We start from the raw sequence: 26,244 nt of genomic DNA, 5'->3' as shown, positions 1-26,244 counted from the left end.
ATCTGCTGGCGATTCCTGGTGCCTGACAACCTGTAGATATAGAAATAAAGAAGGAAAGTATTTAAAGCTTTTTTGTAAAGCTTATAAAAGCTAAGCAGGCACTTTGCTGTGGATAACTACCTTGGGGCCAGGTAATACGCGGTGTACAGAGAATGACAACTACCGTGGTAAACGGTGGTCAGCCTGTGCTGCGCTGTCGGATAAGCTGTGGGTGAAAGGCATGTTTATCCACAGGCAGGTTATCCACCGAGTTTCCCCCCTACTTGTGCAATGACCTTAACCCCGGTTATCCACAGAGCTTATGCACAGACCATTGGTCGCCTTTTTTCCCTATAAAGCGTTGATTCTTCTTGGTGGATGAACAACCTTCGTGTGGATAAGTCGGCGCCTGATCGTTACAATGGCCGCTTGTTTTTGCCTCACCGGCTTTCAACTTAGGGGATATCCGTGTCAGTGGAACTTTGGCAGCAGTGCGTGGAGCTTTTGCGCGATGAGCTGCCTGCCCAACAATTCAACACTTGGATCCGTCCACTACAGGTCGAAGCCGAAGGCGACGAGCTGCGTGTCTACGCGCCGAATCGTTTTGTTCTCGACTGGGTCAACGAAAAGTATCTGAGTCGTGTTCTTGAGCTGCTGGATGAGCATGGCAATGGCTCGATGCCGGCGCTGTCCTTATTAATAGGCAGCAAACGCAGTTCGGCGCCGCGGGCGGCACCCAATGCTCCGCTGGCCGCCGCCGCGTCCCAGGCTCAGGCCGCACAGGCTCCGGTCAGTTCACCAGCGCCTGCGCCCGCTGCCCCGCAGCAGAGCAAACGCTCGACGCAAAAAATTGCCGATGTCAGCGAAGAACCGTCCCGGGACAGTTTCGACCCGATGGCCGGTGCCAGTTCGCAACAGGCCCCGATTCGCGCTGAACAGCGCACGGTGCAGGTCGAAGGTGCGCTCAAGCACACCAGCTACCTGAACCGCACTTTTACCTTCGAGAACTTCGTCGAGGGCAAGTCCAACCAACTCGCCCGCGCTGCGGCCTGGCAGGTTGCGGACAACCCCAAGCATGGCTACAACCCGCTCTTCCTTTATGGCGGCGTCGGCTTGGGTAAGACCCACTTGATGCACGCTGTGGGTAACCACCTGTTAAAGAAGAATCCGAATGCGAAGGTTGTATACCTGCATTCCGAGCGTTTCGTGGCCGACATGGTCAAGGCGTTGCAGCTGAATGCAATCAACGAATTCAAGCGCTTCTACCGTTCAGTGGATGCGCTGTTGATCGATGACATTCAATTCTTCGCCCGCAAGGAACGTTCTCAGGAAGAGTTTTTCCACACCTTCAACGCTTTGCTCGAAGGTGGCCAGCAGGTCATTCTCACCAGTGACCGCTATCCGAAAGAAATCGAAGGCCTTGAAGAACGCCTGAAATCCCGTTTCGGCTGGGGCCTGACGGTTGCAGTCGAACCGCCGGAACTGGAAACCCGTGTCGCGATCCTGATGAAGAAGGCCGACCAGGCCAAGGTTGATCTGCCGCACGACGCCGCGTTCTTCATTGCCCAGCGCATTCGCTCCAACGTGCGAGAACTGGAAGGCGCGCTTAAACGCGTGATCGCCCACTCGCACTTCATGGGTCGCGATATCACCATCGAGTTGATCCGCGAATCCCTGAAGGATCTGTTGGCGCTACAAGACAAACTGGTCTCTGTGGATAACATTCAGCGCACGGTCGCCGAGTACTACAAGATCAAGATCTCCGACCTGCTGTCCAAGCGTCGTTCTCGCTCGGTGGCACGTCCGCGTCAGGTGGCCATGGCGTTGTCCAAGGAGCTGACCAACCACAGCCTGCCGGAAATCGGCGATGTGTTTGGCGGCCGTGACCATACGACGGTTTTGCACGCCTGCCGCAAGATCAACGAACTTAAGGAATCCGACGCGGACATCCGCGAGGACTACAAGAACCTGCTGCGTACACTGACCACTTGATGACACCAGCGCAGCTTATTAAGGCAAGGGACTAGACCATGCATTTCACCATTCAACGCGAAGCCCTGTTGAAACCCCTGCAACTGGTCGCAGGCGTCGTCGAACGCCGACAGACCTTGCCGGTGCTTTCCAACGTGCTGCTGGTTGTCGAAGGCCAGCAACTGTCGCTGACCGGTACCGACCTGGAAGTCGAGCTGGTCGGTCGTGTACAGCTCGAAGAGCCGGCAGACCCGGGTTCCATCACTGTGCCTGCGCGCAAGTTGATGGACATCTGCAAGAGCCTGCCGAATGACGCGCTGATTGATATCAAGGTTGACGAGCAAAAGCTCGTGGTGAAAGCCGGTCGTAGCCGCTTTACCCTCTCGACGCTGCCAGCCAATGATTTCCCGACTGTTGAGGAAGGACCAGGTTCGCTGACGTGCAGCCTGGAGCAAAGCAAGTTGCGTCGTCTGATCGAGCGCACCAGCTTCGCCATGGCCCAGCAAGATGTGCGCTATTACCTCAATGGCATGCTTCTGGAAGTGTCGGCCGGAATCATCCGCGCCGTGGCCACCGACGGCCACCGCCTGGCGATGTGCTCGATGCAGGCGGATATCGGTCAACCGGATCGTCACCAGGTGATCGTGCCACGCAAGGGCATCCTTGAACTGGCGCGTCTGCTCACCGAGCCGGATGGCATCGTCAGCATCGTGTTGGGCCAGCACCATATTCGTGCTACCACAGGTGAGTTCACCTTCACCTCCAAACTGGTAGACGGCAAATTCCCCGACTACGAGCGTGTCCTGCCTAAAGGTGGTGACAAGCTGGTTCTCGGCGATCGTCAGGCACTGCGTGAAGCCTTCAGCCGCACCGCGATTCTGTCCAACGAAAAGTATCGTGGCATCCGCCTGCAACTGGCCAATGGTCAGCTGAAGATCCAGGCCAACAACCCTGAGCAGGAAGAGGCGGAGGAAGAAGTGGGCGTTGAGTACAACGGCGGCTCCCTGGAAATCGGCTTCAACGTCAGCTATTTGCTCGACGTGCTGGGCGTGATGACCACTGAGCAGGTTCGCCTCATTCTGTCCGACTCCAACAGCAGCGCGCTGGTGCAGGAGTCCGACAACGACGACTCGGCCTACGTTGTCATGCCGATGCGTCTGTAATCATGCTCAGCAGAAGCTAGATGTCATTAAGTCGCGTCTCGGTCACCGCGGTGCGCAATCTGCACCCGGTGACCCTCTCCCCCTCCCCTCGAATCAATATTCTTTACGGCGCCAACGGCAGCGGTAAGACCAGCGTATTGGAAGCCATTCATCTGCTGGGCCTGGCCCGTTCGTTTCGCAGCACCCGGCTGCTCCCCGTTATTCAGTACGAGCAGCTGGCGTGCACCGTGTTCGGTCAAGTCGAGCTAGCCGACGGCGGCCATAGCGCCCTGGGGGTCTCGCGCGACCGCCAGGGTGAGTTCCAGATCCGCATAGATGGGCAAAACGCTCGTAGCGCAGCCCAGCTGGCCGAGATCCTGCCTTTGCAGCTGATCAACCCAGACAGCTTCCGCCTGCTCGAAGGCGCGCCGAAAATTCGTCGGCAGTTTCTCGACTGGGGTGTGTTCCACGTGGAACCACGATTCATGTCCACCTGGCAACGGTTGCAGAAGGCCCTGCGCCAGAGAAACTCTTGGCTGCGGCATGGTACACTTGACGCCGTTTCGCAAGCGGTTTGGGACAGGGAACTGTGCCAGGCCAGCGCGGAAATCGATGAATACCGTCGCGCCTATATCAAAGCCTTGAAACCAGTCTTTGAACAAACCCTGAGCGAGTTGGTTGAGCTTGAAGGTTTGACGCTCAGCTATTACAGAGGCTGGGACAAAGACCGCGAACTGAGTGCAGTGCTCGCCGGTTCCGTGCAACGGGATCAGCAAATGGGCCATACCCAGGCCGGACCACAACGCGCTGATTTGCGTCTCAGATTGGGCGCACATAACGCTGCGGACATCTTGTCCCGCGGTCAGCAGAAGCTGGTGGTTTGTGCATTACGCATTGCCCAGGGGCACTTGGTCAGCCAAGCCCGTCGCGGCCAGTGTATTTATCTGGTGGATGACCTGCCGTCCGAATTGGATGAGCATCACCGCCGCGCGCTTTGCCGCTTGTTGGAAGACTTACGCTGCCAGGTATTTATCACCTGTGTAGATCATGAATTATTGAGGGAAGGCTGGCAGACGGAAACGCCAGTCGCTTTGTTCCACGTGGAACAGGGCCGTATCACCCAGACCCACGACCATCGGGAGTGAAGGCATTGAGCGAAGAAAATACGTACGACTCAACGAGCATTAAAGTGCTGAAAGGCCTGGATGCCGTACGCAAACGTCCCGGTATGTACATTGGTGACACCGACGATGGCAGCGGTCTGCACCACATGGTGTTCGAGGTGGTCGATAACTCGATCGACGAAGCTCTCGCCGGCCACTGCGACGACATCAGCATTATTATCCACCCGGATGAATCCATCACCGTTCGCGATAACGGCCGTGGCATCCCGGTTGACGTGCACAAGGAAGAAGGCGTTTCTGCAGCCGAGGTCATCATGACCGTGCTGCACGCCGGCGGTAAGTTCGACGATAACTCCTACAAGGTATCCGGCGGTCTGCACGGTGTCGGTGTATCGGTTGTGAACGCCCTGTCCGAAGAGCTTATCCTCACAGTACGACGCAGTGGCAAGATCTGGGAACAGACCTATATCCATGGCGTTCCGAAAGAGCCGATGAAAATCGTCGGCGAGAGTGAAACTACTGGCACCCAGATCCACTTCAAGCCTTCCGACCTGACCTTCAAGAATATCCACTTCAGCTGGGATATCCTGGCCAAGCGGATTCGTGAACTGTCGTTCCTGAACTCCGGTGTTGGCATCGTCCTCAAGGATGAGCGTAGCGGCAAGGAAGAGCTGTTCAAATATGAAGGCGGCCTGCGCGCGTTCGTTGAATACCTGAACACCAACAAGACTCCGGTCAACCAGGTGTTCCACTTCAACATCCAGCGTGAAGATGGCATTGGCGTAGAAATCGCCCTGCAGTGGAATGACAGCTTCAACGAGAACCTGTTGTGCTTCACCAACAACATTCCACAGCGCGACGGCGGTACTCACCTGGTGGGTTTCCGTTCGGCGTTGACGCGTAACCTGAACACTTACATCGAAGCCGAGGGCTTGGCGAAGAAGCACAAAGTTGCCACTACAGGTGACGATGCGCGCGAAGGCCTGACCGCGATCATTTCGGTGAAAGTCCCGGATCCGAAGTTCAGCTCCCAGACCAAGGACAAGCTGGTTTCTTCCGAAGTGAAGACCGCTGTCGAACAGGAAATGGGCAAGTACTTCTCCGACTTCCTGCTGGAAAACCCGAACGAAGCCAAGCTGGTCGTCGGCAAGATGATCGACGCCGCTCGTGCCCGTGAAGCAGCACGTAAAGCCCGTGAGATGACCCGTCGCAAGGGCGCGCTGGATATCGCCGGCCTGCCCGGCAAACTGGCTGACTGCCAGGAAAAAGACCCTGCCCTCTCCGAACTGTATCTCGTGGAAGGTGACTCTGCTGGCGGCTCCGCCAAGCAGGGACGTAATCGTCGTACCCAGGCCATCCTGCCGTTGAAGGGCAAGATTCTCAACGTTGAGAAAGCCCGCTTCGACAAGATGATCTCTTCGCAGGAAGTAGGCACCTTGATCACGGCGCTCGGCTGCGGCATCGGTCGTGACGAGTACAACATTGAGAAACTGCGTTATCACAACATCATCATCATGACCGATGCTGACGTCGACGGTTCGCACATCCGTACCCTGCTGCTGACCTTCTTCTTCCGTCAGTTGCCCGAGCTGATCGAGCGTGGCTACATCTACATCGCCCAGCCGCCGCTGTACAAGGTCAAGAAAGGCAAGCAAGAGCAGTACATCAAAGACGATGACGCCATGGAAGAATACATGACGCAATCGGCCCTGGAAGATGCCAGCCTGCACTTGAATGAAGAGGCACCGGGTATCTCTGGTGAAGCCCTTGAGCGCCTGGTGAATGATTTCCGCCTGGTGATGAAGACCCTCAAGCGTCTGTCGCGCCTGTACCCTCAGGAGCTGACCGAGCACTTCATCTACCTGCCTGCAGTCAGCATGGAGCAACTGTCCGATCATGCAGCCATGCAGGAATGGTTGGCCAAGTTCGAAGTTCGCCTGCGTACCGTCGAGAAGTCGGGTCTGGTCTATAAGGCCAGCCTGCGTGAAGACCGTGAACGTAACGTTTGGCTGCCTGAGGTCGAGCTGATCTCCCACGGCTTGTCGAACTACGTGACGTTCAACCGCGACTTCTTCGGCAGCAACGATTACAAGACCGTTGTCTCGCTGGGCGCCCAGTTGAGCACCCTGCTGGACGAAGGCGCGTATATCCAGCGTGGCGAACGCAAGAAGGCCGTCACCGAGTTCAAGGAAGCGCTTGAATGGTTGATGGCCGAAAGCACCAAGCGGCACACCATTCAGCGATACAAAGGTCTGGGCGAGATGAACCCGGATCAGCTGTGGGAGACCACCATGGACCCTGCGCAGCGCCGTATGCTGAAGGTGACCATCGAAGACGCCATTGGCGCGGACCAGATCTTCAACACCCTGATGGGTGATGCGGTCGAGCCTCGCCGTGACTTCATCGAGAGCAACGCCTTGGCGGTTTCGAATCTGGACTTCTGATCCAGTGTAGGTAACCCAGCCAAACAAAAAGGCCAACGCAAGCGTTGGCCTTTTTGTTTCGCAAGGGGCTCGGAAGAGACGAATTTCGCTCATAAAAAAACCGGCTATATCAGCCGGTTTTTTTACATCCAAAAAAAACTTATGCACGTTTTTACGAATATTTAGCCGTTAAGAAATATATATATAAATCAGTAAGTTATGATCGTATTCAGGACGTTATCCGGGAAACGGTACACAGCTTATCCACAGAATCTCAGACTGCCAGTTGATCGCTTGCCGCCGGTGCCTGGGGTGCGGGTGGCAACGAACCCATTTCCCGCTGCATCTGCTCGTTCCAGGCCTGGACCCGGTCGTTCAATTCAGCAATGGCCCGAGGCCCGGTTCCTGCTGCATACATCGGCTCGCCGATGATCACAGTGATGACGCCCTGCTTCTTGGCCCAGCCGGATTTCGGCCAGAATCTACCGGCATTGTGCGCAATAGGCAGTACCGGCAGCGCAGCATTTACAGCCAATGCGGTGCCACCTCGGGAAAACTTGCCGATGGTGCCGTAGGGCACACGAGTGCCTTCAGGGAAAATCAGCACCCAGACGCCGTCCTTGAGCAATTCATGGCCTTTCTTGGCCACATGCTTGAGGGCGGCTTTCGGGTTGTCACGATCGATCGCAATAGGCCGCAGCATGGCCATCGCCCAGCCGAAAAACGGCACAAACAGCAGCGAGCGTTTGAGCACCTGGCTCAAGGGTTCGAAATATGCCGAGAGAAAAAATGTTTCCCAGGTGCTCTGGTGGTTCGACTGAATCACGCAAGGCTGGTCAGGTACGTTCTGCGCGCCTTTGACTTCATAACTGATGCCCAGGAACACTTTACTCAGCCACAGCGCGCAGCGGCACCAGTACACGTTGATGAAACGATAGCGCGCCTTGAACGGCAGAAAAGGCGCGATAAAAAAGCTCAGGCTGCACCAGAGCAGAGAGCTGGTGCCCAGCAACAGATAAAAAAGAAAGGTTCTGATGGCCTGCAGTATCGACATGGCGACGTTTACCGTGCGGGCTGTGCCCGTCTATACAAAGCGCACTCCCGATCAATCCTGGTTCAGGAATATCGAAAACGCTCTAGTTGTGGATAAGTTCTGCGGCAATCGCCGCCAGATCGTCAAAAATCAAGGTGCCCACCGGCAGAGTCTTGCCCAGCGTTTTTTCGCCCTTCCCGGTCTTTACCAAAACGGGCTGAGAATCGACGGCTTTGGCGGCTTCCAGGTCACCAAGACTATCGCCGACGAACCATAGATTTGTCAGCGACACGTTGTAATGAGCGGCGATGCTTTGCAACATCCCGGGTTTTGGCTTGCGGCAGTCGCAACCGTCGTCCGGCCCGTGCGGACAATAGACGATCAGCCCGACTTCACCGCCCTGCAACGCCACCAGCGAGCGCAAGCGCTCGTGCATGGCGTCCAGGGTAGCGATGTCGTAATAGCCGCGAGCAATGCCCGACTGGTTGGTGGCGACTGCTACCGTCCAGCCGGCCTTGCTCAACTGCGCAATGGCCTCGATCGAACCGGGGAGTGGAATCCACTCCTCCACCGACTTGATGTAAGCGTCGGAGTCATGGTTGATCACCCCGTCCCGATCAAGAATCAGCAGTTTCAACAGCAGTCCCTCAGCCCAGCAACGAAATATCGGCAACGCCGAGGAACAATCCACGCAGACGGGCCAGCAACGCATAACGGTTGGCGCGCACATTGGCGTCATCGGCGTTGACCATTACGGCTTCGAAGAATGCATCCACCGGCTCGCGCAAGGCGGCCAGGCGAGCCAGGGACTCACTGTACTGACGCGCGGCCGCCATCGGCTGGACAGCCTGATCCGCCTGCTGGATCGCCGAATACAGGGAGAACTCGTTGGCATTATCAAAGTACTTGGCTTCGACGACGGTCGGGATCGAGCCTTCGACCTTGCTCAGCAGGTTCGACACGCGCTTGTTCACCGCGGCCAGTGCGGCAGCTTCCGGCAACTGGCGGAACGCCTGGACGGCTTGCACGCGCTGATCGAAGTCCAGTGCAGAACCTGGTTTCAGGGCGCGCACCGACAGGTAGGTCGCGACATCCACGCCTTCGTCTTCGTAACGGGCACGCAGACGGTCGAAGATGAATTCCAGCACCGAGTCATTCAGGCCGGCAACCTTGACCTTGGTGCCAAATGCATTCACGGCGAAGGCCACGGCGTCATTCAGGTCGAGGTCGAGCTTCTTGTCGATCAGGATGCGCAACACACCCAGTGCTGCGCGACGCAGGGCATAGGGGTCTTTGCTGCCGGTTGGCAGCATGCCGATCCCGAAGATGCCGACCAGGGTGTCAAGCTTGTCGGCGATGGCTACGGCCGCACCGGTCATCGTGGTCGGCAGTTCGGCGCCGGCACCGCGCGGCATGTACTGCTCGTTCAGCGCCAGGGCAACTTCTTCCGGCTCGCCGTCGTTGAGGGCGTAGTAGTACCCGGCCACACCTTGCATCTCCGGGAACTCACCGACCATTTCGGTCGACAGGTCGCACTTGGACAGCAGGCCTGCGCGGGCCGCCCATGCAGCGTTGCCGCCGATGCGTTGAGCGATGAACGCAGCCAGTTTGGAAACGCGCTCGGCCTTGTCGTAGACGCTGCCCAGCTTCTCCTGGAATACCACGTTCTGCAGGCGCAGGTTGAAGTCTTCGAGTTTCTGCTTCTTGTCCTGCTTGAAGAAGAACTCGGCGTCGGTCAGGCGTGGACGAACCACTTTCTCGTTACCGGCGATGATCTGCTGCGGGTCTTTGCTCTCGATGTTGGCCACGGTAATGAAACGGGGCAGCAACTTGCCGTCGGCATCCAGCAGGCAGAAGTACTTCTGGTTGTCCTGCATGGTGGTGATCAGGGCTTCCTGTGGCACTTCGAGGAAGCGTTCCTCGAACGAGCACACCAGCGGCACCGGCCATTCAACCAGCGCGGTCACTTCGTCGAGCAGGGCTGGCGGCACGATCGCCGTACCTTCCTGCAGGGTCGCCAGTTCTTCGGTGCGCTTGCTGATCAGGGCGCGACGCTCATGGGCATCGGCCAGCACGTAGGCTGCACGCAGGTCGGCCAGGTAATTGGCTGGCGAGGTGATGCGCACGCTTTGCGGGTGATGGAAGCGGTGACCCCGGGAATCGCGGCCGGACTTCTGGGCGAGGATGGTGCAGTCGATGACCTGGTCACCGAGCAGCATTACCAGCCACTGGGTCGGACGCACGAATTCTTCCTTGCGAGCGCCCCAGCGCATGCGCTTGGGAATCGGCAGGTCGTTCAGCGAGTCTTCGACGATGGTCGGTAGCAGGCTCGCGGTCGGTTTGCCGGCGATGCTCTGGCTGTAGCGCAGTTTCGGGCCGCTTTGATCGATTTCGCTCAGATCGACGCCGCACTTCTTGGCGAAGCCCAGGGCTGCCTGAGTCGGGTTACCTTCGGCATCGAAAGCAGCCTGGCGTGGCGGGCCATCGAGGTTGATGCTGCGATCAGGCTGCTGGGTAGCCAGCGCAGTGATCAGTACCGCCAGGCGACGGGGCGCGGCGTAGACAGTTTTGGTCTCGTAATTCAGGCCGGCAGCTTGCAGGCCCTTGTCGATACCGGCAAGAAAGGCATCCGCCAAAGCGTTCAGCGCTTTGGGTGGCAGTTCTTCGGTGCCCAGTTCAACCAGGAAATCCAGAGCACTCATTGTGCAGCCTCCAGCTTGGCCAGTACTTCGTCACGCAAATCCGGGGTCGCCATCGGGAAGCCCAGCTTGGCGCGAGCCAGCAGGTAGGCTTGCGCAACGGAACGCGCCAGGGTGCGTACACGCAGAATGTATTGCTGACGCGCAGTCACGGAGATTGCCCGGCGCGCATCCAGCAGGTTGAAAGTGTGGGACGCCTTCAACACCATTTCGTAGCTAGGCAACGGCAACGGCTGGTCGAGTTCGATCAGGCGCTTGGCTTCGCTTTCGTAGAAGTCGAACAGCTCGAACAGCTTCTCGACGTTGGCGTGTTCGAAGTTGTACGTCGACTGCTCGACTTCGTTCTGGTGGAACACGTCGCCGTAGGTGACTTTGCCCATCGGGCCGTCTGCCCAGACCAGGTCGTAGACCGAGTCCACACCTTGCAGGTACATGGCCAGGCGCTCGAGACCGTAAGTGATCTCGCCGGTCACCGGGTAGCACTCGATGCCGCCCGCCTGCTGGAAGTAAGTGAACTGCGTCACTTCCATGCCGTTGAGCCACACTTCCCAGCCCAGGCCCCAGGCTCCCAGCGTTGGCGACTCCCAGTTGTCTTCGACGAAGCGAATGTCATGGACCAGTGGGTCCAGGCCAACGTGCTTGAGGGAGCCCAGGTACAGTTCCTGGAAGTTGTCCGGGTTCGGCTTCAGCACTACCTGGAACTGGTAGTAGTGCTGCAGGCGGTTCGGGTTTTCGCCGTAGCGGCCGTCAGTCGGGCGACGACTGGGCTGCACATAAGCGGCGTTCCAGGTTTCCGGGCCAATGGCGCGCAGGAATGTGGCAGTGTGGAAAGTGCCGGCGCCTACTTCCATATCGTAGGGCTGAAGTACCACACAACCTTGCTCGGCCCAGTATTGCTGGAGGGCGAGGATCAAGTCTTGGAAGGTACGCACGGCTGGCGTAGGCTGGCTCACGAAATTCACCTGTTTCTTGGGCTGCGATTTAAAGAGCGGGAGTATACCCGATTCGGTCCTGCGCACGCCCCCTGGAGCCTTATGCCACGCTGCTTTTGGTGTTCCGAAGATCCGCTGTACATGGCTTATCACGATCAGGAGTGGGGCGCGCCGCTTCGCGATGCGCAGGGACTGTTCGAGTTGCTTTTGCTCGAAGGGTTCCAGGCCGGTCTTTCCTGGATCACCGTGTTGCGCAAACGCGAGCGTTATCGCGAAGTGCTGTTTGGCTTCGATGTGCAGCGTGTGGCGCAAATGAGCGATGCGGAAATCGATGAATTGATGCTCGATCCCGGCATTATCCGCAATCGCCTGAAACTCAACGCGGCCCGGCGTAATGCCCAGGCCTGGCTTGCGCTGGAGGACCCGGTCGCGTTCCTCTGGTCGTTTGTCGGCGGAACGCCGGTGATCAATCATTTCAAGGACCGCAGCGAAGTGCCAGCCGTGACGCCCGTGGCGGTAGAAATGAGCAAGGGCCTGAAAAAAGCCGGGTTCACCTTCGTCGGGCCCACCATCTGTTACGCGCTGATGCAGGCATCGGGCATGGTCATGGACCACACCCGCGATTGCGATCGTTACGCGACCTTGGCGAACGGCGGTTAGAATGGCCGCCTCGCACACAGCACAAGATCAGGAGTGACCTGTGGATAAGTTTAAAGGCGCCTTGCTGGTAGGCGCTCTGCGGTTGTTTGCCCTGCTTCCGTGGCGCGCCGTGCAGGCTGTCGGCTCGGCCATCGGCTGGGTGATGTGGAAAACCCCCAACCGCTCGCGCGATGTGGTGCGGATCAACCTGGCCAAGTGTTTCCCCGAGATGGACCCGGCCGAGCGTGAACAGCTGGTGGGTCGCAGCCTGCGGGACATCGGCAAATCGCTGACCGAGAGTGCCTGCGCGTGGATCTGGCCGGCGCAGCGTTCGATCGACCTGGTGCGTGAAGTCGAAGGTCTGGACGTGCTGAAGGACGCCCTGGCTTCGGGCAAAGGCGTTGTGGGCATTACCAGTCACTTGGGCAACTGGGAAGTGCTGAACCATTTCTATTGCAGCCAGTGCAAGCCGATCATTTTCTACCGACCACCGAAGTTGAAGGCGGTGGATGATTTACTGCGCAAACAGCGAGTACAACTGGGCAACCGGGTCGCGGCTTCCACCAAGGAAGGCATTCTCAGCGTGATCAAGGAGGTGCGCAAAGGTGGCGCAGTGGGTATTCCTGCGGACCCTGAGCCGGCAGAGTCTGCCGGGATTTTCGTGCCGTTTTTCGCCACCCAGGCCCTGACCAGCAAGTTTGTGCCAAACATGCTGGCCGGCGGCAAAGCCGTCGGCGTCTTCCTGCATGCACTGCGGCTGCCGGACGGTTCGGGTTACAAAGTGATACTCGAAGCAGCGCCTGATGCGATGTACAGCACCGACACCGAGACGTCCTGCGCGGCGATGAGCAAGGTGGTGGAGCGTTATGTCGGTGCGTATCCAAGCCAGTACATGTGGAGCATGAAACGCTTCAAGAAGCGTCCACCGGGCGAAGAGCGCTGGTACTGAGGGTGGATACCCCCGTAGAAGTTGGCGCAGCCTGCGATCTTTTGATTTGAAAAGGTCAAAAGATCGCAGGCTGCGCCAGCTCCTACGGGTGGCGGTCTAGTTTCTTCAGGAATACGGTCATTTCTTTTTCCGCCTGCTTGTCGCCATGGGCCCGGGCAGCCTCCAGGCCCATGTCCCAGGCCTGGCGGGCGGCTGCGAAGTCAGCCTGCGCCAGATACGCCTTGCCCAATAGCTTCCAGGCCGCCGAATACTTCGGATCGAACGCTACACAGCGCTGGAAATGCTCGGCCGCCTTGGCGTTATCCCCAAGATCCTGGTAACCCTTACCCAGGCCGAAGCGCAGCAATGCGTTATCCACACCCTTGGCGAGCATTTTTTCCAGGGATTCGAGCATGGATTACCCTCTGATTGATTTGTGATCATGAGATTGCCTGTGGGAGCAAGGCTTGCCCGCGATGAGGCCAATGAACTCACCACAAAACTGGCTTAGAAGAAGCTCAACCCCACATGGAACAGCTTCTCCACATCCCGGATATGCTTTTTATCCACAAGGAACAGGATCACATGGTCCCCCGCCTCGATCACTGTGTCGTCATGGGCAATGATCACTTCTTCATCGCGGATGATCGCACCAATGGTCGTGCCCGGTGGCAGGCCAATGTTCTCGATGGCCTTGCCGATCACCTTGCTTGATTTCTCATCGCCGTGGGCAATCGCTTCGATCGCTTCGGCCGCACCCCGGCGCAATGAGTGCACGCTGACGATGTCGCCGCGGCGCACGTGGGCGAGCAAGGTGCCGATGGTTGCGAGCTGCGGACTGATGGCGATATCGATGTCGCCGCCCTGAATCAAATCGACATAGGCCGGGTTGTTGATGATCGTCATCACCTTCTTCGCGCCCAGGCGTTTAGCCAGCAGCGAAGACATGATGTTGGCTTCATCGTCGTTGGTCAGGGCCAGGAACAGGTCGGCGTCGGCGATGTTTTCTTCCAGCAGCAGATCACGGTCCGAAGCGCTGCCCTGCAACACCACGGTACTGTCCAGGGTATCTGACAGATGCCGGCAGCGTATCGGGTTCATCTCGATGATCTTGACCTGGTAGCGGCTTTCGATCGCCTCGGCCAGGCGTTCGCCGATCTGCCCGCCCCCGGCAATCACAATGCGTTTGTAGGTTTCATCCAGGCGGCGCATTTCGCTCATCACCGCGCGAATATTCGCTTTGGCGGCGATGAAAAACACTTCGTCGTCGGCTTCGATCACGGTGTCGCCCTGGGGCAGGATCGGGCGGTCCCGGCGAAAAATCGCCGCGACGCGGGTTTCGACATTTGGCATATGTTCGCGCAACTGGCGAAGTTGCTGGCCCACCAGCGGCCCGCCGTAATAGGCCTTCACCGCCACCAATTGCGCTTTGCCTTCGGCGAAGTCGATGACCTGTAGCGCGCCCGGGTGTTGAATCAGGCGCTTGATGTAGTTGGTTACCACCTGTTCCGGGCTGATCAGCACGTCGACCGGGATCGCTTCATTGTCAAACAATTCGGAGCGGGTGAGGTATGCCGCTTCACGTACCCGGGCGATCTTGGTCGGGGTGTGGAACAGGGTGTGGGCCACCTGGCACGCGACCATGTTGGTTTCGTCGCTGTTGGTCACCGCCACCAGCATGTCGGCGTCGTCCGCGCCCGCTTGACGCAGCACCGTGGGCAATGAGCCGCGGCCTTGCACGGTGCGGATGTCCAGGCGGTCGCCGAGGTCACGCAGGCGTTCGCTGTCGGTGTCGACCACAGTGATGTCATTGGCTTCGCTGGCCAGGTGCTCGGCCAGCGAACCACCTACCTGCCCTGCGCCGAGGATGATGATTTTCATCCAGTCACTCCCTTGAAGTCCGGTTAACCGCGCGCGGCGGCGATCTTGATCAGCTTGGCGTAGTAGAAACCGTCATGTCCGCCTTGCTGGGCGAGCAACTGACGGCCGTGGGGCTGCTTGATGCCAGCGGTCGTCGCGAGATCGAGCTCGCGGGCGCCCGGGGTGCGGGCGAGGAAGGCTTCAATGACTTCAGTGTTCTCGGTCGGCAATGTGGAGCAGGTGGCGTAAAGGAGGATGCCGCCGACTTCCAGGGTTATCCACATGGCGTCCAGCAACTCGCCCTGAAGAACCGCCAGTGCGGCGATGTCGTCGGGTTGGCGAGTCAGCTTGATGTCTGGATGACGCCGGATGACGCCGGTCGCCGAGCATGGGGCGTCGAGCAGGATGCGCTGGAAGGGTTTGCCGTCCCACCAGGTGGCGGTATCGCGGCCATCGGCAGCAATCAGCTCGGCGCTCAGGCCCAGGCGGGCGAGGTTTTCCCGCACACGCACCAGGCGCTTGGCCTCCAGGTCGACGGCGACGACGCCCGCCAGCTCGGGCTCGGCTTCGAGGATATGGCAGGTCTTGCCGCCCGGCGCGCAGCATGCGTCCAGTACCCGTTGGCCCGGTGCCAGGTCGAGCAGATCGGCGGCCAGTTGCGCCGCCTCGTCCTGCACGCTGATCCAGCCTTCGGCGAACCCAGGCAGGCTGCGCACATCGGCAGCCGTGTCGAGGATGATGCCATCCTGGCTGTAGACGCATGGGCTGGCGGCGATGCCCGCTTCACTCAACAGTCCGAGGTAGGCGTCGCGGCTGTGATGACGGCGATTGACCCGCAGAATCATCGGTGGGTGCGCGTTATTCGCTGCACAAATCGCTTCCCATTGCTCGGGCCAGAATGCCTTGAGCGATTTTTGCAGCCAGCGTGGATGGGCGGTGCGCACCACCGGATCATGTTCCAGCTCGGCCAGCAGCGTTTCACTTTCACGCTGGGCACGGCGCAGCACGGCGTTGAGCAGTGCCTTGGCCCATGGTTTTTTCAGCTTGTCGGCGCAACCGACGGTTTCACCAATGGCGGCGTGGGCGGGAACCCGGGTGTAGAGCAGTTGGTACAGGCCAACCAGCAACAGCGCCTCGACATCGGCGTCTGCCGCCTTGAAGGGTTTTTGCAGCAGCTTTGCCGCGAGCGCCGACAAGCGTGGCTGCCAGCGCGCAGTACCGAACGCCAGATCCTGGGTGAAGCCGCGATCGCGGTCTTCAACCTTGTCCATTTGCGTGGGCAGTGAACTGTTGAGCGAGGCTTTGCCGTTAAGCACAGCGGCGAGCGCCTTGGCGGCGGCGAGACGCGGGTTCATTGCGCCTCCACCGCTTGGCCGAGGACGGTGCCGAGGGCGAATTTCTCGCGACGGCTGTTGAACAGGTCGCTGAAGTTCAGCGCCTTGCCGCCGGGTAATTGCAGGCGCGTCAGGCACAGCGCCTGCTCGCCGCAAGCCACGACCAGTCCATCCTTGCTGGCGCCAAGGATTTCACCCGGGGCACCCTGCCCTTCAGCGAGGTTCGCGGCCAGGACTTTCAGCGCTTCGCCATTGAGAGAGCTGTGGGTGATTGGCCACGGGTTGAAGGCGCGCACCAGACGTTCCAGCTCGAGCGCCGGGCGACTCCAGTCGATGCGCGCTTCGTTCTTGTTCAACTTATGTGCGTAGGTGGCGAGGCTGTCGTCCTGCACCTCGCCTTCCAGCGTTCCGGCAGCCAGCCCGGCGATCGCCTGCACCACTGCCGGCGGACCCATTTCAGCCAGCCGGTCATGGAGACTACCACCGGTGTCTTCACCAGTGATCGGCGTGGTGACCTTAAGCAGCATCGGCCCAGTATCGAGGCCCAGCTCCATGCGCATCACGGTGACGCCACTTTCGCTGTCACCGGCTTCGACGGCACGCTGGATTGGCGCCGCTCCGCGCCAGCGCGGGAGCAAAGAGGCATGACTGTTGATGCAGCCCAGGCGTGGAATATCCAGCACCACTTGCGGCAGGATCAGGCCGTAGGCGACCACCACCAGCAGGTCCGGGTTCAGTGCGGCCAATTCGGCTTGGGCGTCTTCATTGCGCAGGGTCGGCGGCTGCAGCACCGGAATATGATTTTCCAGAGCGAGCTGCTTGACCGGGCTTGGCATCAGCTTTTGCCCACGGCCCGCCGGGCGGTCCGGCTGGGTGTAGACCGCGACAATCTCGTAAGGGCTGGCGAGCAGCGCCTTGAGGTGTTCGGCGGCGAATTCCGGGGTGCCGGCAAAGACGATGCGCAGTGGCTCAGTCATGGGAGCGATCTCTGAAAAAGAAAAAGGCTTGCCGCAGCAAGCCTTTGAAAGGAGGGCATCAAGCGTTCTGGCGATGGAGCTTTTCCAGTTTCTTCTTGATTCGGTCGCGTTTCAGGTTGGACAGGTAGTCGACGAACAATTTGCCGTTGAGGTGGTCGCATTCGTGCTGGATGCACACGGCGAGCAGGCCTTCGGCGATCAGTTCGTAAGGCTGGCCGTCGCGGTCCAGGGCCTTGACCTTGACCTTTTGCGGGCGATCGACATTTTCGTAGAAGCCCGGCACCGAGAGGCACCCTTCCTGATATTGTTCCATCTCGTCGGTCAGTGATTCGAACTCGGGGTTGATGAAAACCCGCGGCTCGCTGCGGTCTTCGGAGAGGTCCATCACGACGATACGTTTGTGCACGTTGACCTGGGTCGCGGCGAGGCCGATGCCTGGCGCTTCATACATTGTTTCAAACATGTCGTCGACCAACTGACGCACTTCGTCGTCCACTACAGCCACAGGTTTGGCGATAGTGCGCAGGCGCGAGTCGGGAAATTCGAGGATGTCTAAAATGGCCATAAGCTTATTTGCTGCACGTGTGAGGTAAAGTCGGGTCGATGGCCTGGCGGGTCCGAAGATGCAGGCTACCGTTGTGAAGCGTAGCTCCCTTTTCTCTGCAAAGAGGCGGGAGCGAGCCACGAGGGCTCTGGCGTTTCACGCGAACGCACATAATAAAGGGATTCACCGCATGAGGAAATCACTACTCGCCCTGCTGCTTCTGGCTTCAGCCGGTTTAGCGCATGGGCAAGTGCAACTCAGGGAAGGTTTTCCACAGCAATACACGGTGGTTACCGGCGACACACTCTGGGACATCTCTGGAAAATTCTTGCGCGAGCCATGGAAGTGGCCGGAGTTATGGCAAGCCAATCCCCAGATCGAAAACCCCAATCTCATCTATCCGGGCGACTCGCTGACGCTGGTCTACATCAACGGCCAGCCGCGCCTGACCCTCAATCGCGGGGCTTCCAGGGGCACTATCAAGTTGTCGCCGCGCATTCGCAGCTCACCGGTGGCGGATGCCATTCCGAGCATTCCGCTGCAATCGATTAACAGCTTTCTGTTGAGCAACCGTATCGTCGACAAGGTCGAGGACTTCGACAAGGCGCCCTATATCGTTGCCGGCGATGCCGAGCGCGTACTCAGCGGCACCGGAGACCGCATCTTCGCCCGCGGGCAATTTGATCCGAACCAGCCAGTGTACGGAATCTTCCGCCAGGGCAAGGTTTACACCGACCCCGAGAGCAAGGAGTTCCTCGGGATCAACGCGGACGATATCGGCGGCGGCGAGATCGTGGCCGCCGAGGGCGATGTCGCCACCCTGGCGCTGCAGCGCACTACCCAGGAGGTGCGCCTGGGGGATCGGCTGTTCAGTGGCGAGGAGCGTTCGATCAATTCCACTTTCATGCCCAGTGCGCCAAAGACCGACATCAAGGGTTTGATCATTGATGTGCCGCGTGGGGTGACCCAGATCGGTGCGATGGATGTCGTCACGTTGAACAAGGGGCAGCGCGACGGATTGGCCGAAGGCAATGTGCTGGTGGTGATGAAAACCGGTGAAACCGTGCGGGACCGCATCACCGGTCAGCCGTTGAAGATTCCCGATGAGCGCGCCGGGTTGCTAATGGTTTTCCGCACCTACGACAAACTCAGTTACGGCTTGGTCCTCAATGCTTCGCGGTCTTTAGCGGTGATGGACAAAGTACGAAATCCGTAAGCCTGCTTCACAAGTTACCAACAGACTTATCCACAGCTTATGCCCGTTTGAACGGGCCTCATAACGATCAAGGATGATCCATGACATTCTCTGCTGCTGCAGCTGTTTCGCCTGCCGAACTGGAGGCGCGTCTGCGTCTGCATCGCTTACCCGAACTGGGGCCGGCGCGGTTTAAAAAGCTACTGGATGCCTTCGGCTCGGCCTCAAAAGCGCTGAGCGCGCCGGCCAACGCCTGGAAGTCTCTGGGCCTTCCATTCGCTTGCGCCGAGGGCCGCCGCGATCCCGATGTGCGCGATGGTGCTTACCACGCATTGGCCTGGCTGGAGCGTCCGGGCCAGCATTTACTGATGTGGGACCAACCTGACTACCCGGCGCTGCTGGCGGAAATCAGCGACCCGCCGCCCTTGTTATTTGTCGCGGGCGATCCCGGTATCCTGGACAAACCACAGTTGGCGATGGTCGGCAGTCGTCGCGCATCTCGTCCGGGGATGGACACGGCCGCAGCGTTCTCCCGCAGCCTGGCCGGTGCCGGTTTTGTGATTACCAGTGGTTTGGCCCTTGGCATCGACGCCGCAGCGCACCAGGCGGCTCTGGACGTGGGCGGGCGAACGGTCGGAGTACTTGGCACGGGACTTGAAAAGTTTTATCCACAGCGCAATCGCAGGCTGGCAGACGCCATGATTGCCTCTGGCAGCGCAGTGGTTTCGGAGTTTCCGCTGGACGCGGCCCCCACCGCCAGCAACTTCCCGCGGCGCAACAGAATTATCAGTGGTTTGTCCCTCGGCGTACTGGTGGTCGAGGCGAGCGTCGCCAGTGGTTCGTTGATTACCGCCAGGCTGGCGGCGGAGCAAGGGCGTGAGGTTTATGCGATTCCGGGATCGATTCATCATCCCGGCGCCAAGGGCTGTCATCAGCTGATTCGCGATGGTGCCATGCTGGTGGAAACCATCGAGCACATTCTTGAAGCCTTGCGCGGTTGGCAACAGGTGTCATTTTCCCCAACTGTGCCGGCGGTGACCCACCCCCTGCTCGCGTTGCTTCACGCGGCGCCGCATACCAGTGAATCGTTGGCCATCAGCAGCGGCTGGGCATTGCCCAAGGTGCTGGCCGCGCTGACCGAACTGGAAATGGACGGTCGGGCGGTGTGTGAAAGCGGTCGCTGGTTTGCGCGGGTGAGCTAGGTTTTATGAGGAAGATCGGTAAACTGCGCAGAGCCTTATTCCGGAGAGTTTTTCATGGTCAACAGTTGGCGTGTGCAACAAGCCGCGCAAGCCGTTCGCTCAGGCGCGGTGATTGCCTATCCAACCGAAGCGGTCTGGGGTCTGGGTTGCGACCCCTGGGATCAGAGCGCAGTGGAACGTTTGCTGATGATCAAGGGACGGTCCATGGAGAAGGGCCTGATTCTGGTCGCCGACAATATTCACCAGTTCGACTTCCTGTTCGAGGATTTTCCCGAGTTGTGGATGGACCGCATGGCCAGCACCTGGCCGGGACCCAACACCTGGCTGGTGCCGCACCAGAATCAGTTGCCACTGTGGATTACTGGCAAGCATGAGACCGTGGCGTTGCGCGTCAGCGATCATCCTCAGGTACGGGACTTGTGTTCACTGGTAGGGCCGTTGGTCTCCACTTCGGCCAACCCGCAAGGTCGGCCGGCAGCGCGCACACGGATTCGCGTGGAGCAGTATTTCCGTGGGCAGGTGGATTACATCCTGGGCGGTAATTTGGGTGGGCGCAGGAATCCGAGTGTGATTCGGGACCTGGCGACGGGGCAGGTCATTCGCCCGGATTGAGACCGAGTCATCGTTCATCGCGGGCAAGGCTTGCCCGCGATGGCGTCCTCAAGGCAACAAAATAGTCGAGCCGGTAGTACGCCGTGCCGACAGCTCGGTCTGAGCCTTCGCCGCTTCGGCCAGCGGATATTGCTGGCTGATATCCACCTTCAACTTCCCGCTGCTGATCATCTCGAACAACTCATCCGCCATGCGCTGCAGGTTTTCGGCGTTGTTGGCGTAGGTCGCAAGTGTTGGCCGGGTCACATACAGCGAACCCTTCGCCGATAGAATCCCCAGGTTCACCCCGTCCACCGCGCCCGACGCATTGCCGAAGCTCACTACCAGGCCGCGTGGCGCAGCGCTGTCGAGGGATGTCAGCCAGGTGTCCTTGCCGACACCGTCGTAAACCACAGGCACTTTCTTGCCGTCGGTCAATTCCAGGACACGCTGCGCCACGTTTTCATGGCTGTAGTCGATCGTCGCCCAGGCTCCGTTGGCTGTGGCCAATGCGGCTTTCTCTGCAGAGCTGACAGTGCCGATCAACTTCACACCCAGGGCCTTGGCCCATTGGCACGCCAGCGAACCTACCCCACCCGCAGCCGCATGAAACAGGATGGTTTCGCCGCCTTTGAGTTCATAGGTCTGGCGCAGCAGGTACTGCACGGTCAGGCCCTTGAGCATCACGCCGGCCGCCTGCTCGAAGCTGATCGCATCCGGCAGCTGCACCAGGTTGGCTTCGGGCAGCACGTGAGTGTCGCTGTAGGCGCCCAATGGGCCGCTGCCGTAGGCCACCCGATCACCCACTTTGAATCGAGTGACTGCGCTGCCCACCGCTTCGACCACGCCGGCGCCCTCTGAACCCAGGCCCGATGGCAAGGCCGGTGGCGCATACAGTCCGCTGCGGTAATAGGTGTCGATGAAGTTCAGGCCGATGGCCTTATTGCTCACGCGTACCTGCTGCGGGCCAGGCTCGGCAGGTTGGTAGTCGACATACTCGAGCACTTCGGGGCCGCCATGGGCACTGAACTGGATACGCTTTGCCATCAGAACTCTCCTGGTGATCGTTTGGGTAAGCCCCCTATCGGACTCCTAAGCATGATCTTCGTCAACTGTGGTGCAACAGGGTGCGGTGTTATCCTGTGCAGCAATTTGCCGCCGGCCGTTGATGCGCCGCGCCGTTTGTCCCGATTCAAGGTGATGCCATGACGACCCGTACCGAGGCCGTAAAAGCCTATCTGCTCGACCTGCAAGACCGCATTTGCGCTGCCCTTGAAGCCGAAGACGGCGGTACGCGCTTCGTCGAGGATGCCTGGACCAGACCCGCGGGTGGGGGCGGTCGCACTCGCGTGATCGAGAACGGTGCTGTCATCGAGAAAGGCGGCGTCAACTTTTCCCACGTGTTTGGCAGCGGTCTCCCTCCCTCGGCCAGTGCCCATCGACCGGAGCTTGCCGGACGCGGCTTTGAAGCGCTCGGGGTGTCCCTGGTCATTCACCCGCACAACCCCATGGTGCCCACTTCGCACGCCAATGTGCGGTTCTTCATCGCGGAGAAAGAAGGCGAAGAACCCGTCTGGTGGTTTGGCGGCGGTTTCGACCTGACGCCCTACTACGGCAATGAAGAAGATTGTGTGCATTGGCATCGGGTTGCCGAGCAGGCATGCGCGCCGTTTGGTCCCGACGTCTATTCGCGCTACAAGGCATGGTGCGACAGCTACTTTCATATCAAGCATCGCCACGAGCCGCGTGGCATTGGCGGCCTGTTCTTCGATGACCTCAATGAATGGGATTTCGACACCAGCTTTGCTTTCATGCGGGCCATCGGCGACGCGTTCATCGAGGCCTACCTGCCGATCGTCCAGCGCCGCAAGAACGATGCATTCACTGCCAGGCAACGCGAATTCCAGGAGTTCCGTCGCGGCCGCTATGTCGAATTCAACCTGGTCTACGACCGTGGCACGCTGTTCGGCCTGCAGTCGGGCGGGCGTACTGAATCGATCCTCATGTCGCTGCCGCCGCAAGTGCGTTGGGGTTACGACTGGAAGGCCGAGCCGGGCAGCGAAGAAGCGCGGCTGACCGAATATTTCCTGCAAGACCGCGATTGGTTGGCCAAGGCCTGAACGAGGAAAACTGATGGATCGTTACGTCGTATTCGGCAACCCGATTGGCCACAGCAAGTCGCCACTTATCCATCGACTGTTTGCCGAGCAGACGGGTCAGCAACTGGACTACAGCACTTCCCTGGCACCGCTCGATGATTTTTCCCACTTCGCCCGGGCGTTTTTCCTGGAGGGGCGCGGAGCCAACGTCACGGTGCCTTTCAAGGAAGAGGCCTATCGCCTGGCCGACAGCCTGACCGAGCGCGCCCAGCGGGCTGGCGCGGTGAATACCTTGAGCAAACTGGCTGACGGCTCGTTGCTGGGTGATAACACCGACGGCGCCGGGCTGGTGCGGGACCTGACGGTTAATGCCGCTTTCAGTCTCAAGGGGAAGCGCATATTGCTACTGGGCGCCGGTGGTGCGGTGCGGGGTGCGCTGGAGCCGTTGCTGGCCGAGCAGCCGGCGTCGGTGATCATCGCCAACCGGACGGTGGAAAAAGCGGAATTGCTGGCCGAGTTGTTCGATGATCTGTGCCCGGTTTCTGCCAGTGGCTTTGACTGGCTGGAGGAATCCGTGGACCTGATCATCAACGCCACCTCCGCGAGCCTGTCCGGTGAAGTCCCACCGATTGCCAGCAGTCTGATCGAGCCGGGCAAGACGGTTTGCTACGACATGATGTACGGCAAGGAACCGACATCATTCTGCCGCTGGGCCAGCGAGCACGGCGCAGCTGTGGCAATGGATGGATTGGGGATGCTCGCCGAACAGGCGGCGGAAGCGTTCTTCCTGTGGCGGGGTGTTCGACCGGACACGGCGCCGGTGCTGGCCGAACTGCGCCGACAACTCGCAGAGTAAAACTGTTGGAGTGAAACACGATTCAGTCTTCAAACCGGATCGGGCATTTCTCCGCGCCTTCCAGCTTTCTCAGCTCCTCCACCACCTGCGGCCGCGCTTGCCGCAGGGTCAGGCTGCGATTCTGCTTGAGCAGGCGCCGCGCCTCCTGATGCAGCATCTCCACCCCTGAGTAATCGATGAAATTGATCTGCTGTGCCTCAATCACTACCCGGGCAGCGTGCATGCGTTGCAGGCGTACCTGGAGGTAATGGCTGGCGCCGAAAAAGATCGAGCCGCCAACCCGCAACACATCCTCATCGCCGTCGCGCCAATGCTGCACACGCGGTTGCGAGGTGCGCTTGAGGTAGAAGAACAGCGAAGCCAGTACCCCGGCGTAGATCGCGGTCTGCAATTCCAGCAGCAGCGTGGCGACACAGGTCAGCGCCATGACCAGGAACTCGGCGCGACTGACCCTCAGCAATGCGCGAATGCCGCGATGATCCACCAGGCCCCAGGCGATCAGCAAAATACTGCCAGCCATCGCCGGAATCGGGATGTGGGCGATCAATGCCGCGCCAAACACTGCAAACAGCGCGACCCACAGCGCCGAGAACACCCCGGCCAGCGGGGAGCAGGCCCCTGCCTCGTAACTCAAGCCCGAACGGGTGAAGGAGCCAGCGGACAACGACCCGGAAAAAAATGCCCCGACCATGTTGGATAAGCCCTGGGCGCGCACTTCCTGATTGGCGTCGAGCAACTGCTGTGAGCGTGCCGACAGGGAGCGAGCAATCGACAGGCTGGTCACCAGACCCAACATGCCCACCGCGACCGCGCTGGGTAACAAGCGCAGGATCAAGTCCAGGTCCAGCGGCACGGCGCTCAAAGGTGGCAGTCGACCGACAAAGGCGCTGACCAGGCTGACGTGGCCGAACATCCCGGGCCAGAGCCACACCAGCAGCCCTGCCATTACCAGCGTGATCAACAGCGTCGGCCAGCGTGGCAGCAGCCATTTCAGGGTAGCTCCCAATGCCACTGTCGCCAGCCCGAGAATGAGCGATGGCTTGTCCACCTGATGCAGGTGTTGAAACACCGACATGAAGCTGTCGAGTGCCGTGGCCTGGCTGGGCAGGTCCAGCCCCAGCAAGTTGGGCAGCTGGCCGACGGCAATCACCACCGCCGCACCGAGGGTGAACCCCAATACCACCGAATGGGAGACAAAATTCACCAGCGCGCCGAATCGCAACAAGCCCAGCAGCCACTGGAAGATCCCGGCCAGCAGCGTCAGCAACAGAATAAGTGCCACGTAGTCCTGCGAGGCGGGTACCGCCAAGGGGCTGACGCTGGCATACAAGACAATGGAAATTGCCGCTGTAGGACCACAGATGAGGTGCCAGGATGATCCCCACAGGCAGGCGATCAGAACAGGAATGATAGCCGCGTACAACCCGTATTCAGGTGGGAGCCCGGCAATCAGGGCGTAGGCAATCGACTGTGGCAGCGCGAGAATCGCACCGCTCAGGCCGACGATAAGGTCGCGCCCGACAGTGGCACGGGTTTGCCGAGGCAACCAGCTCAGGAAGGGGAAGAGCGAATGGCGGCTGGGAAAGGCCATGGGTCCTCTCAGGTGGGGGAATGCGCAAAGGGTAACAGGGTGAACCAGTGATGGCGGCGCGAGCGTGCCAGCCCCTACCTGCAGGAGCGAGCTCGCTCGCGAAAAACGTACCGGCACCTTGGGGCATCCGACGCCCGGCGTAATCGTGTACGCCCAACACGAGCAGGCTCGCTCCTGCATGAATGACAGGCTCCCCCCTATGAATCAGAGCTTGGCTTTCACCGCAGGCAACGCCTCCTTGCCATCGGCGGTTTTCACACCATCCAGCCATTTATCCAGAACCGCAGGATTAGCCTTGATCCACGCCTTGGCAGCCTCGGCATTGCTGATCTTCTTGTTCACGACCTCGGCCATGATGCTGTTCTCCATTTCCTGGGTAAAGCTCAGGTTGGTGAGCAGCTTGCCGACGTTTGGACAGGCCTGTGCATAACCCTTGCGAGTCAATGTATAAACCGCACCGGTATCACCGAAGTACTTCTCGCCACCCTTGAGGTAGTGCATCTTCAGCTGCACGTTCATCGGGTGGGGCGTCCAGCCGAGGAAGGTCACGAACTTCTGTTTCTTAACGGCGCGGGACACTTCCGCCAGCATGGCCTGCTCGCTGGATTCCACCAGCTTCCATTGACCCAAGTCGAAGTCGTTTTTCTTGATGATGTCCTGCAGCGAGATGTTCGCCGGAGCCCCGGAGCCAATGCCGTAGATTTTTTTCTCGAACTTGTCGGCAAACTTGTTCAGGTCGGCGAAGTTATGCACACCTGCGTCCCACACATAATCCGGAACAGCCAGGGTGAACTCGGTGCCATCGAGGTTTTTCGCCAGTTGGGTTACATCCCCGGTGGCCACGAACTTGTCGTAGAAACCTTGCTGCGCCGGCATCCAGTTACCCAGGAACACGTCGACCTGACCGTCCTTCAAACCACCGAAGGTGATAGGCACCGCCAAGGTGTCAACCTTGGCCTTGTAGCCCATGCCGTCGAGCAAGAACCCGGTAATGGCGTTGGTCGCCGCAATATCGCTCCAGCCCGGATCGGCCATTTTCACCGTGTCGCAGCTCTGATCGGCATACGCCGATGCGCTGCCCAGAGCCAGAAGCCCGACCGTCAGAACTGTGGATAACCTATGCAT

Annotated in this window: 23 protein-coding genes; 11 read left to right on the top strand and 12 right to left on the bottom strand. The window is 59.5% G+C overall.

The window, feature by feature from the left end; genetic code table 11:
• Window positions 1-447: 447 nt before the first annotated feature.
• Genes dnaA through gyrB form a run of 4 tightly spaced genes read left to right on the top strand, consistent with a single transcriptional unit; the run spans window position 448 to window position 6,660 of the window.
• Window positions 448-1,971 (top strand): chromosomal replication initiator protein DnaA, encoded by a 1,524-nt coding sequence (dnaA, locus tag AAEZ05_RS14065; protein WP_045061236.1) that lies wholly within the window; start codon window positions 448-450, stop codon window positions 1,969-1,971.
• Between the two features lie 38 nt (window positions 1,972-2,009).
• Window positions 2,010-3,113, top strand: coding sequence for a DNA polymerase III subunit beta (dnaN, locus tag AAEZ05_RS14060; RefSeq protein ID WP_007948106.1), 1,104 nt, complete (start codon window positions 2,010-2,012; stop codon window positions 3,111-3,113).
• Window positions 3,114-3,133: 20 nt separating this feature from the next.
• Window positions 3,134-4,237 (top strand): DNA replication/repair protein RecF, encoded by a 1,104-nt coding sequence (gene recF / locus AAEZ05_RS14055; RefSeq protein WP_045061235.1) that lies wholly within the window; start codon window positions 3,134-3,136, stop codon window positions 4,235-4,237.
• 5 nt (window positions 4,238-4,242) lie between these two features.
• A complete protein-coding gene (gene gyrB / locus AAEZ05_RS14050) occupies window positions 4,243-6,660 on the top strand; it encodes a DNA topoisomerase (ATP-hydrolyzing) subunit B (protein ID WP_045061234.1) in 2,418 nt (805 codons plus the stop codon).
• 253 nt (window positions 6,661-6,913) lie between these two features.
• On the opposite strand, the gene AAEZ05_RS14045 is transcribed toward gyrB, so the two are convergent.
• From AAEZ05_RS14045 to glyQ, 4 genes are all read right to left on the bottom strand, one after another.
• On the bottom strand, window positions 6,914-7,693 hold the full coding sequence (locus AAEZ05_RS14045) for a lysophospholipid acyltransferase family protein (RefSeq protein WP_350647800.1): 780 nt from the start codon (window positions 7,691-7,693) through the stop codon (window positions 6,914-6,916).
• An 82-nt stretch (window positions 7,694-7,775) separates the two neighbouring features.
• Window positions 7,776-8,315 (bottom strand): D-glycero-beta-D-manno-heptose 1,7-bisphosphate 7-phosphatase, encoded by a 540-nt coding sequence (gmhB, locus tag AAEZ05_RS14040; RefSeq protein WP_177328582.1) that lies wholly within the window; start codon window positions 8,313-8,315, stop codon window positions 7,776-7,778.
• A gap of 4 nt (window positions 8,316-8,319) precedes the next feature.
• Entirely contained in the window at window positions 8,320-10,374 is a 2,055-nt protein-coding gene (gene glyS, locus AAEZ05_RS14035; RefSeq protein WP_045061231.1) for a glycine--tRNA ligase subunit beta, read from the bottom strand.
• A complete protein-coding gene (glyQ, locus tag AAEZ05_RS14030; RefSeq protein ID WP_008155694.1) occupies window positions 10,371-11,324 on the bottom strand; it encodes a glycine--tRNA ligase subunit alpha in 954 nt (317 codons plus the stop codon). Before glyQ ends, glyS begins: the two co-directional genes overlap by 4 nt.
• 81 nt (window positions 11,325-11,405) lie before the next feature.
• On the opposite strand from glyQ, the gene tag reads away from it, so the two are divergent.
• On the top strand, window positions 11,406-11,963 hold the full coding sequence (gene tag / locus AAEZ05_RS14025; protein WP_045061230.1) for a DNA-3-methyladenine glycosylase I: 558 nt from the start codon (window positions 11,406-11,408) through the stop codon (window positions 11,961-11,963).
• Between the two features lie 40 nt (window positions 11,964-12,003).
• Entirely contained in the window at window positions 12,004-12,891 is an 888-nt protein-coding gene (locus AAEZ05_RS14020; protein WP_045061229.1) for a lysophospholipid acyltransferase, read from the top strand.
• A gap of 82 nt (window positions 12,892-12,973) precedes the next feature.
• On the opposite strand, the gene AAEZ05_RS14015 is transcribed toward AAEZ05_RS14020, so the two are convergent.
• The 5 genes from AAEZ05_RS14015 to def form a co-directional block, all read right to left on the bottom strand.
• Window positions 12,974-13,285 (bottom strand): tetratricopeptide repeat protein, encoded by a 312-nt coding sequence (locus AAEZ05_RS14015; RefSeq protein WP_350647797.1) that lies wholly within the window; start codon window positions 13,283-13,285, stop codon window positions 12,974-12,976.
• 92 nt (window positions 13,286-13,377) lie between these two features.
• A complete protein-coding gene (gene trkA, locus AAEZ05_RS14010) occupies window positions 13,378-14,751 on the bottom strand; it encodes a Trk system potassium transporter TrkA (protein ID WP_045061227.1) in 1,374 nt (457 codons plus the stop codon).
• Window positions 14,752-14,774: 23 nt separating this feature from the next.
• A complete protein-coding gene (rsmB, locus tag AAEZ05_RS14005; RefSeq protein ID WP_350600720.1) occupies window positions 14,775-16,085 on the bottom strand; it encodes a 16S rRNA (cytosine(967)-C(5))-methyltransferase RsmB in 1,311 nt (436 codons plus the stop codon).
• Window positions 16,082-17,041, bottom strand: a complete 960-nt coding sequence (gene fmt / locus AAEZ05_RS14000; protein ID WP_350600721.1) for a methionyl-tRNA formyltransferase — start codon at window positions 17,039-17,041, stop codon at window positions 16,082-16,084. Before fmt ends, rsmB begins: the two co-directional genes overlap by 4 nt.
• Before the next feature lie 58 nt (window positions 17,042-17,099).
• A complete protein-coding gene (gene def, locus AAEZ05_RS13995) occupies window positions 17,100-17,606 on the bottom strand; it encodes a peptide deformylase (protein WP_017341723.1) in 507 nt (168 codons plus the stop codon).
• A 169-nt stretch (window positions 17,607-17,775) separates the two neighbouring features.
• Here def and AAEZ05_RS13990 point away from each other — a divergent pair, with 169 nt between their 5' ends.
• From AAEZ05_RS13990 to tsaC, 3 genes are all read left to right on the top strand, one after another.
• Window positions 17,776-18,801 carry a LysM peptidoglycan-binding domain-containing protein gene (locus AAEZ05_RS13990; RefSeq protein ID WP_045061224.1) on the top strand — a complete coding sequence of 342 codons (1,026 nt, stop codon included), beginning with the start codon at window positions 17,776-17,778 and terminating at the stop codon, window positions 18,799-18,801.
• Between the two features lie 80 nt (window positions 18,802-18,881).
• The gene (gene dprA / locus AAEZ05_RS13985; protein ID WP_205891806.1) at window positions 18,882-19,982 is read left to right on the top strand and encodes a DNA-processing protein DprA; all 1,101 of its coding nucleotides are present in this window, start codon (window positions 18,882-18,884) and stop codon (window positions 19,980-19,982) included.
• 54 nt (window positions 19,983-20,036) lie between these two features.
• Window positions 20,037-20,594, top strand: a complete 558-nt coding sequence (tsaC, locus tag AAEZ05_RS13980) for an L-threonylcarbamoyladenylate synthase type 1 TsaC (RefSeq protein ID WP_045061222.1) — start codon at window positions 20,037-20,039, stop codon at window positions 20,592-20,594.
• 48 nt (window positions 20,595-20,642) lie between these two features.
• Here the strand turns inward: tsaC and AAEZ05_RS13975 are convergent, their stop codons facing one another.
• Window positions 20,643-21,620 carry an NADPH:quinone reductase gene (locus AAEZ05_RS13975; RefSeq protein ID WP_122840904.1) on the bottom strand — a complete coding sequence of 326 codons (978 nt, stop codon included), beginning with the start codon at window positions 21,618-21,620 and terminating at the stop codon, window positions 20,643-20,645.
• Window positions 21,621-21,778: 158 nt separating this feature from the next.
• On the opposite strand from AAEZ05_RS13975, the gene hemF reads away from it, so the two are divergent.
• Window positions 21,779-22,693 (top strand): oxygen-dependent coproporphyrinogen oxidase, encoded by a 915-nt coding sequence (gene hemF / locus AAEZ05_RS13970; RefSeq protein ID WP_122840903.1) that lies wholly within the window; start codon window positions 21,779-21,781, stop codon window positions 22,691-22,693.
• 13 nt (window positions 22,694-22,706) lie between these two features.
• On the top strand, window positions 22,707-23,528 hold the full coding sequence (gene aroE, locus AAEZ05_RS13965; protein WP_350647794.1) for a shikimate dehydrogenase: 822 nt from the start codon (window positions 22,707-22,709) through the stop codon (window positions 23,526-23,528).
• Window positions 23,529-23,550: 22 nt separating this feature from the next.
• On the opposite strand, the gene AAEZ05_RS13960 is transcribed toward aroE, so the two are convergent.
• The gene (locus tag AAEZ05_RS13960) at window positions 23,551-25,119 is read right to left on the bottom strand and encodes a SulP family inorganic anion transporter (RefSeq protein WP_205891811.1); all 1,569 of its coding nucleotides are present in this window, start codon (window positions 25,117-25,119) and stop codon (window positions 23,551-23,553) included.
• 204 nt (window positions 25,120-25,323) lie between these two features.
• Window positions 25,324-26,244, bottom strand: a complete 921-nt coding sequence (gene choX / locus AAEZ05_RS13955; protein ID WP_350647792.1) for a choline ABC transporter substrate-binding protein — start codon at window positions 26,242-26,244, stop codon at window positions 25,324-25,326.

Origin of the sequence: Pseudomonas sp. HY13-MNA-CIBAN-0226 (assembly GCF_040310305.1) — a bacterium.
GTDB lineage: Bacteria > Pseudomonadota > Gammaproteobacteria > Pseudomonadales > Pseudomonadaceae > Aquipseudomonas > Aquipseudomonas gregormendelii.
This window is presented reverse-complemented; position numbering and strand designations above follow the sequence as displayed.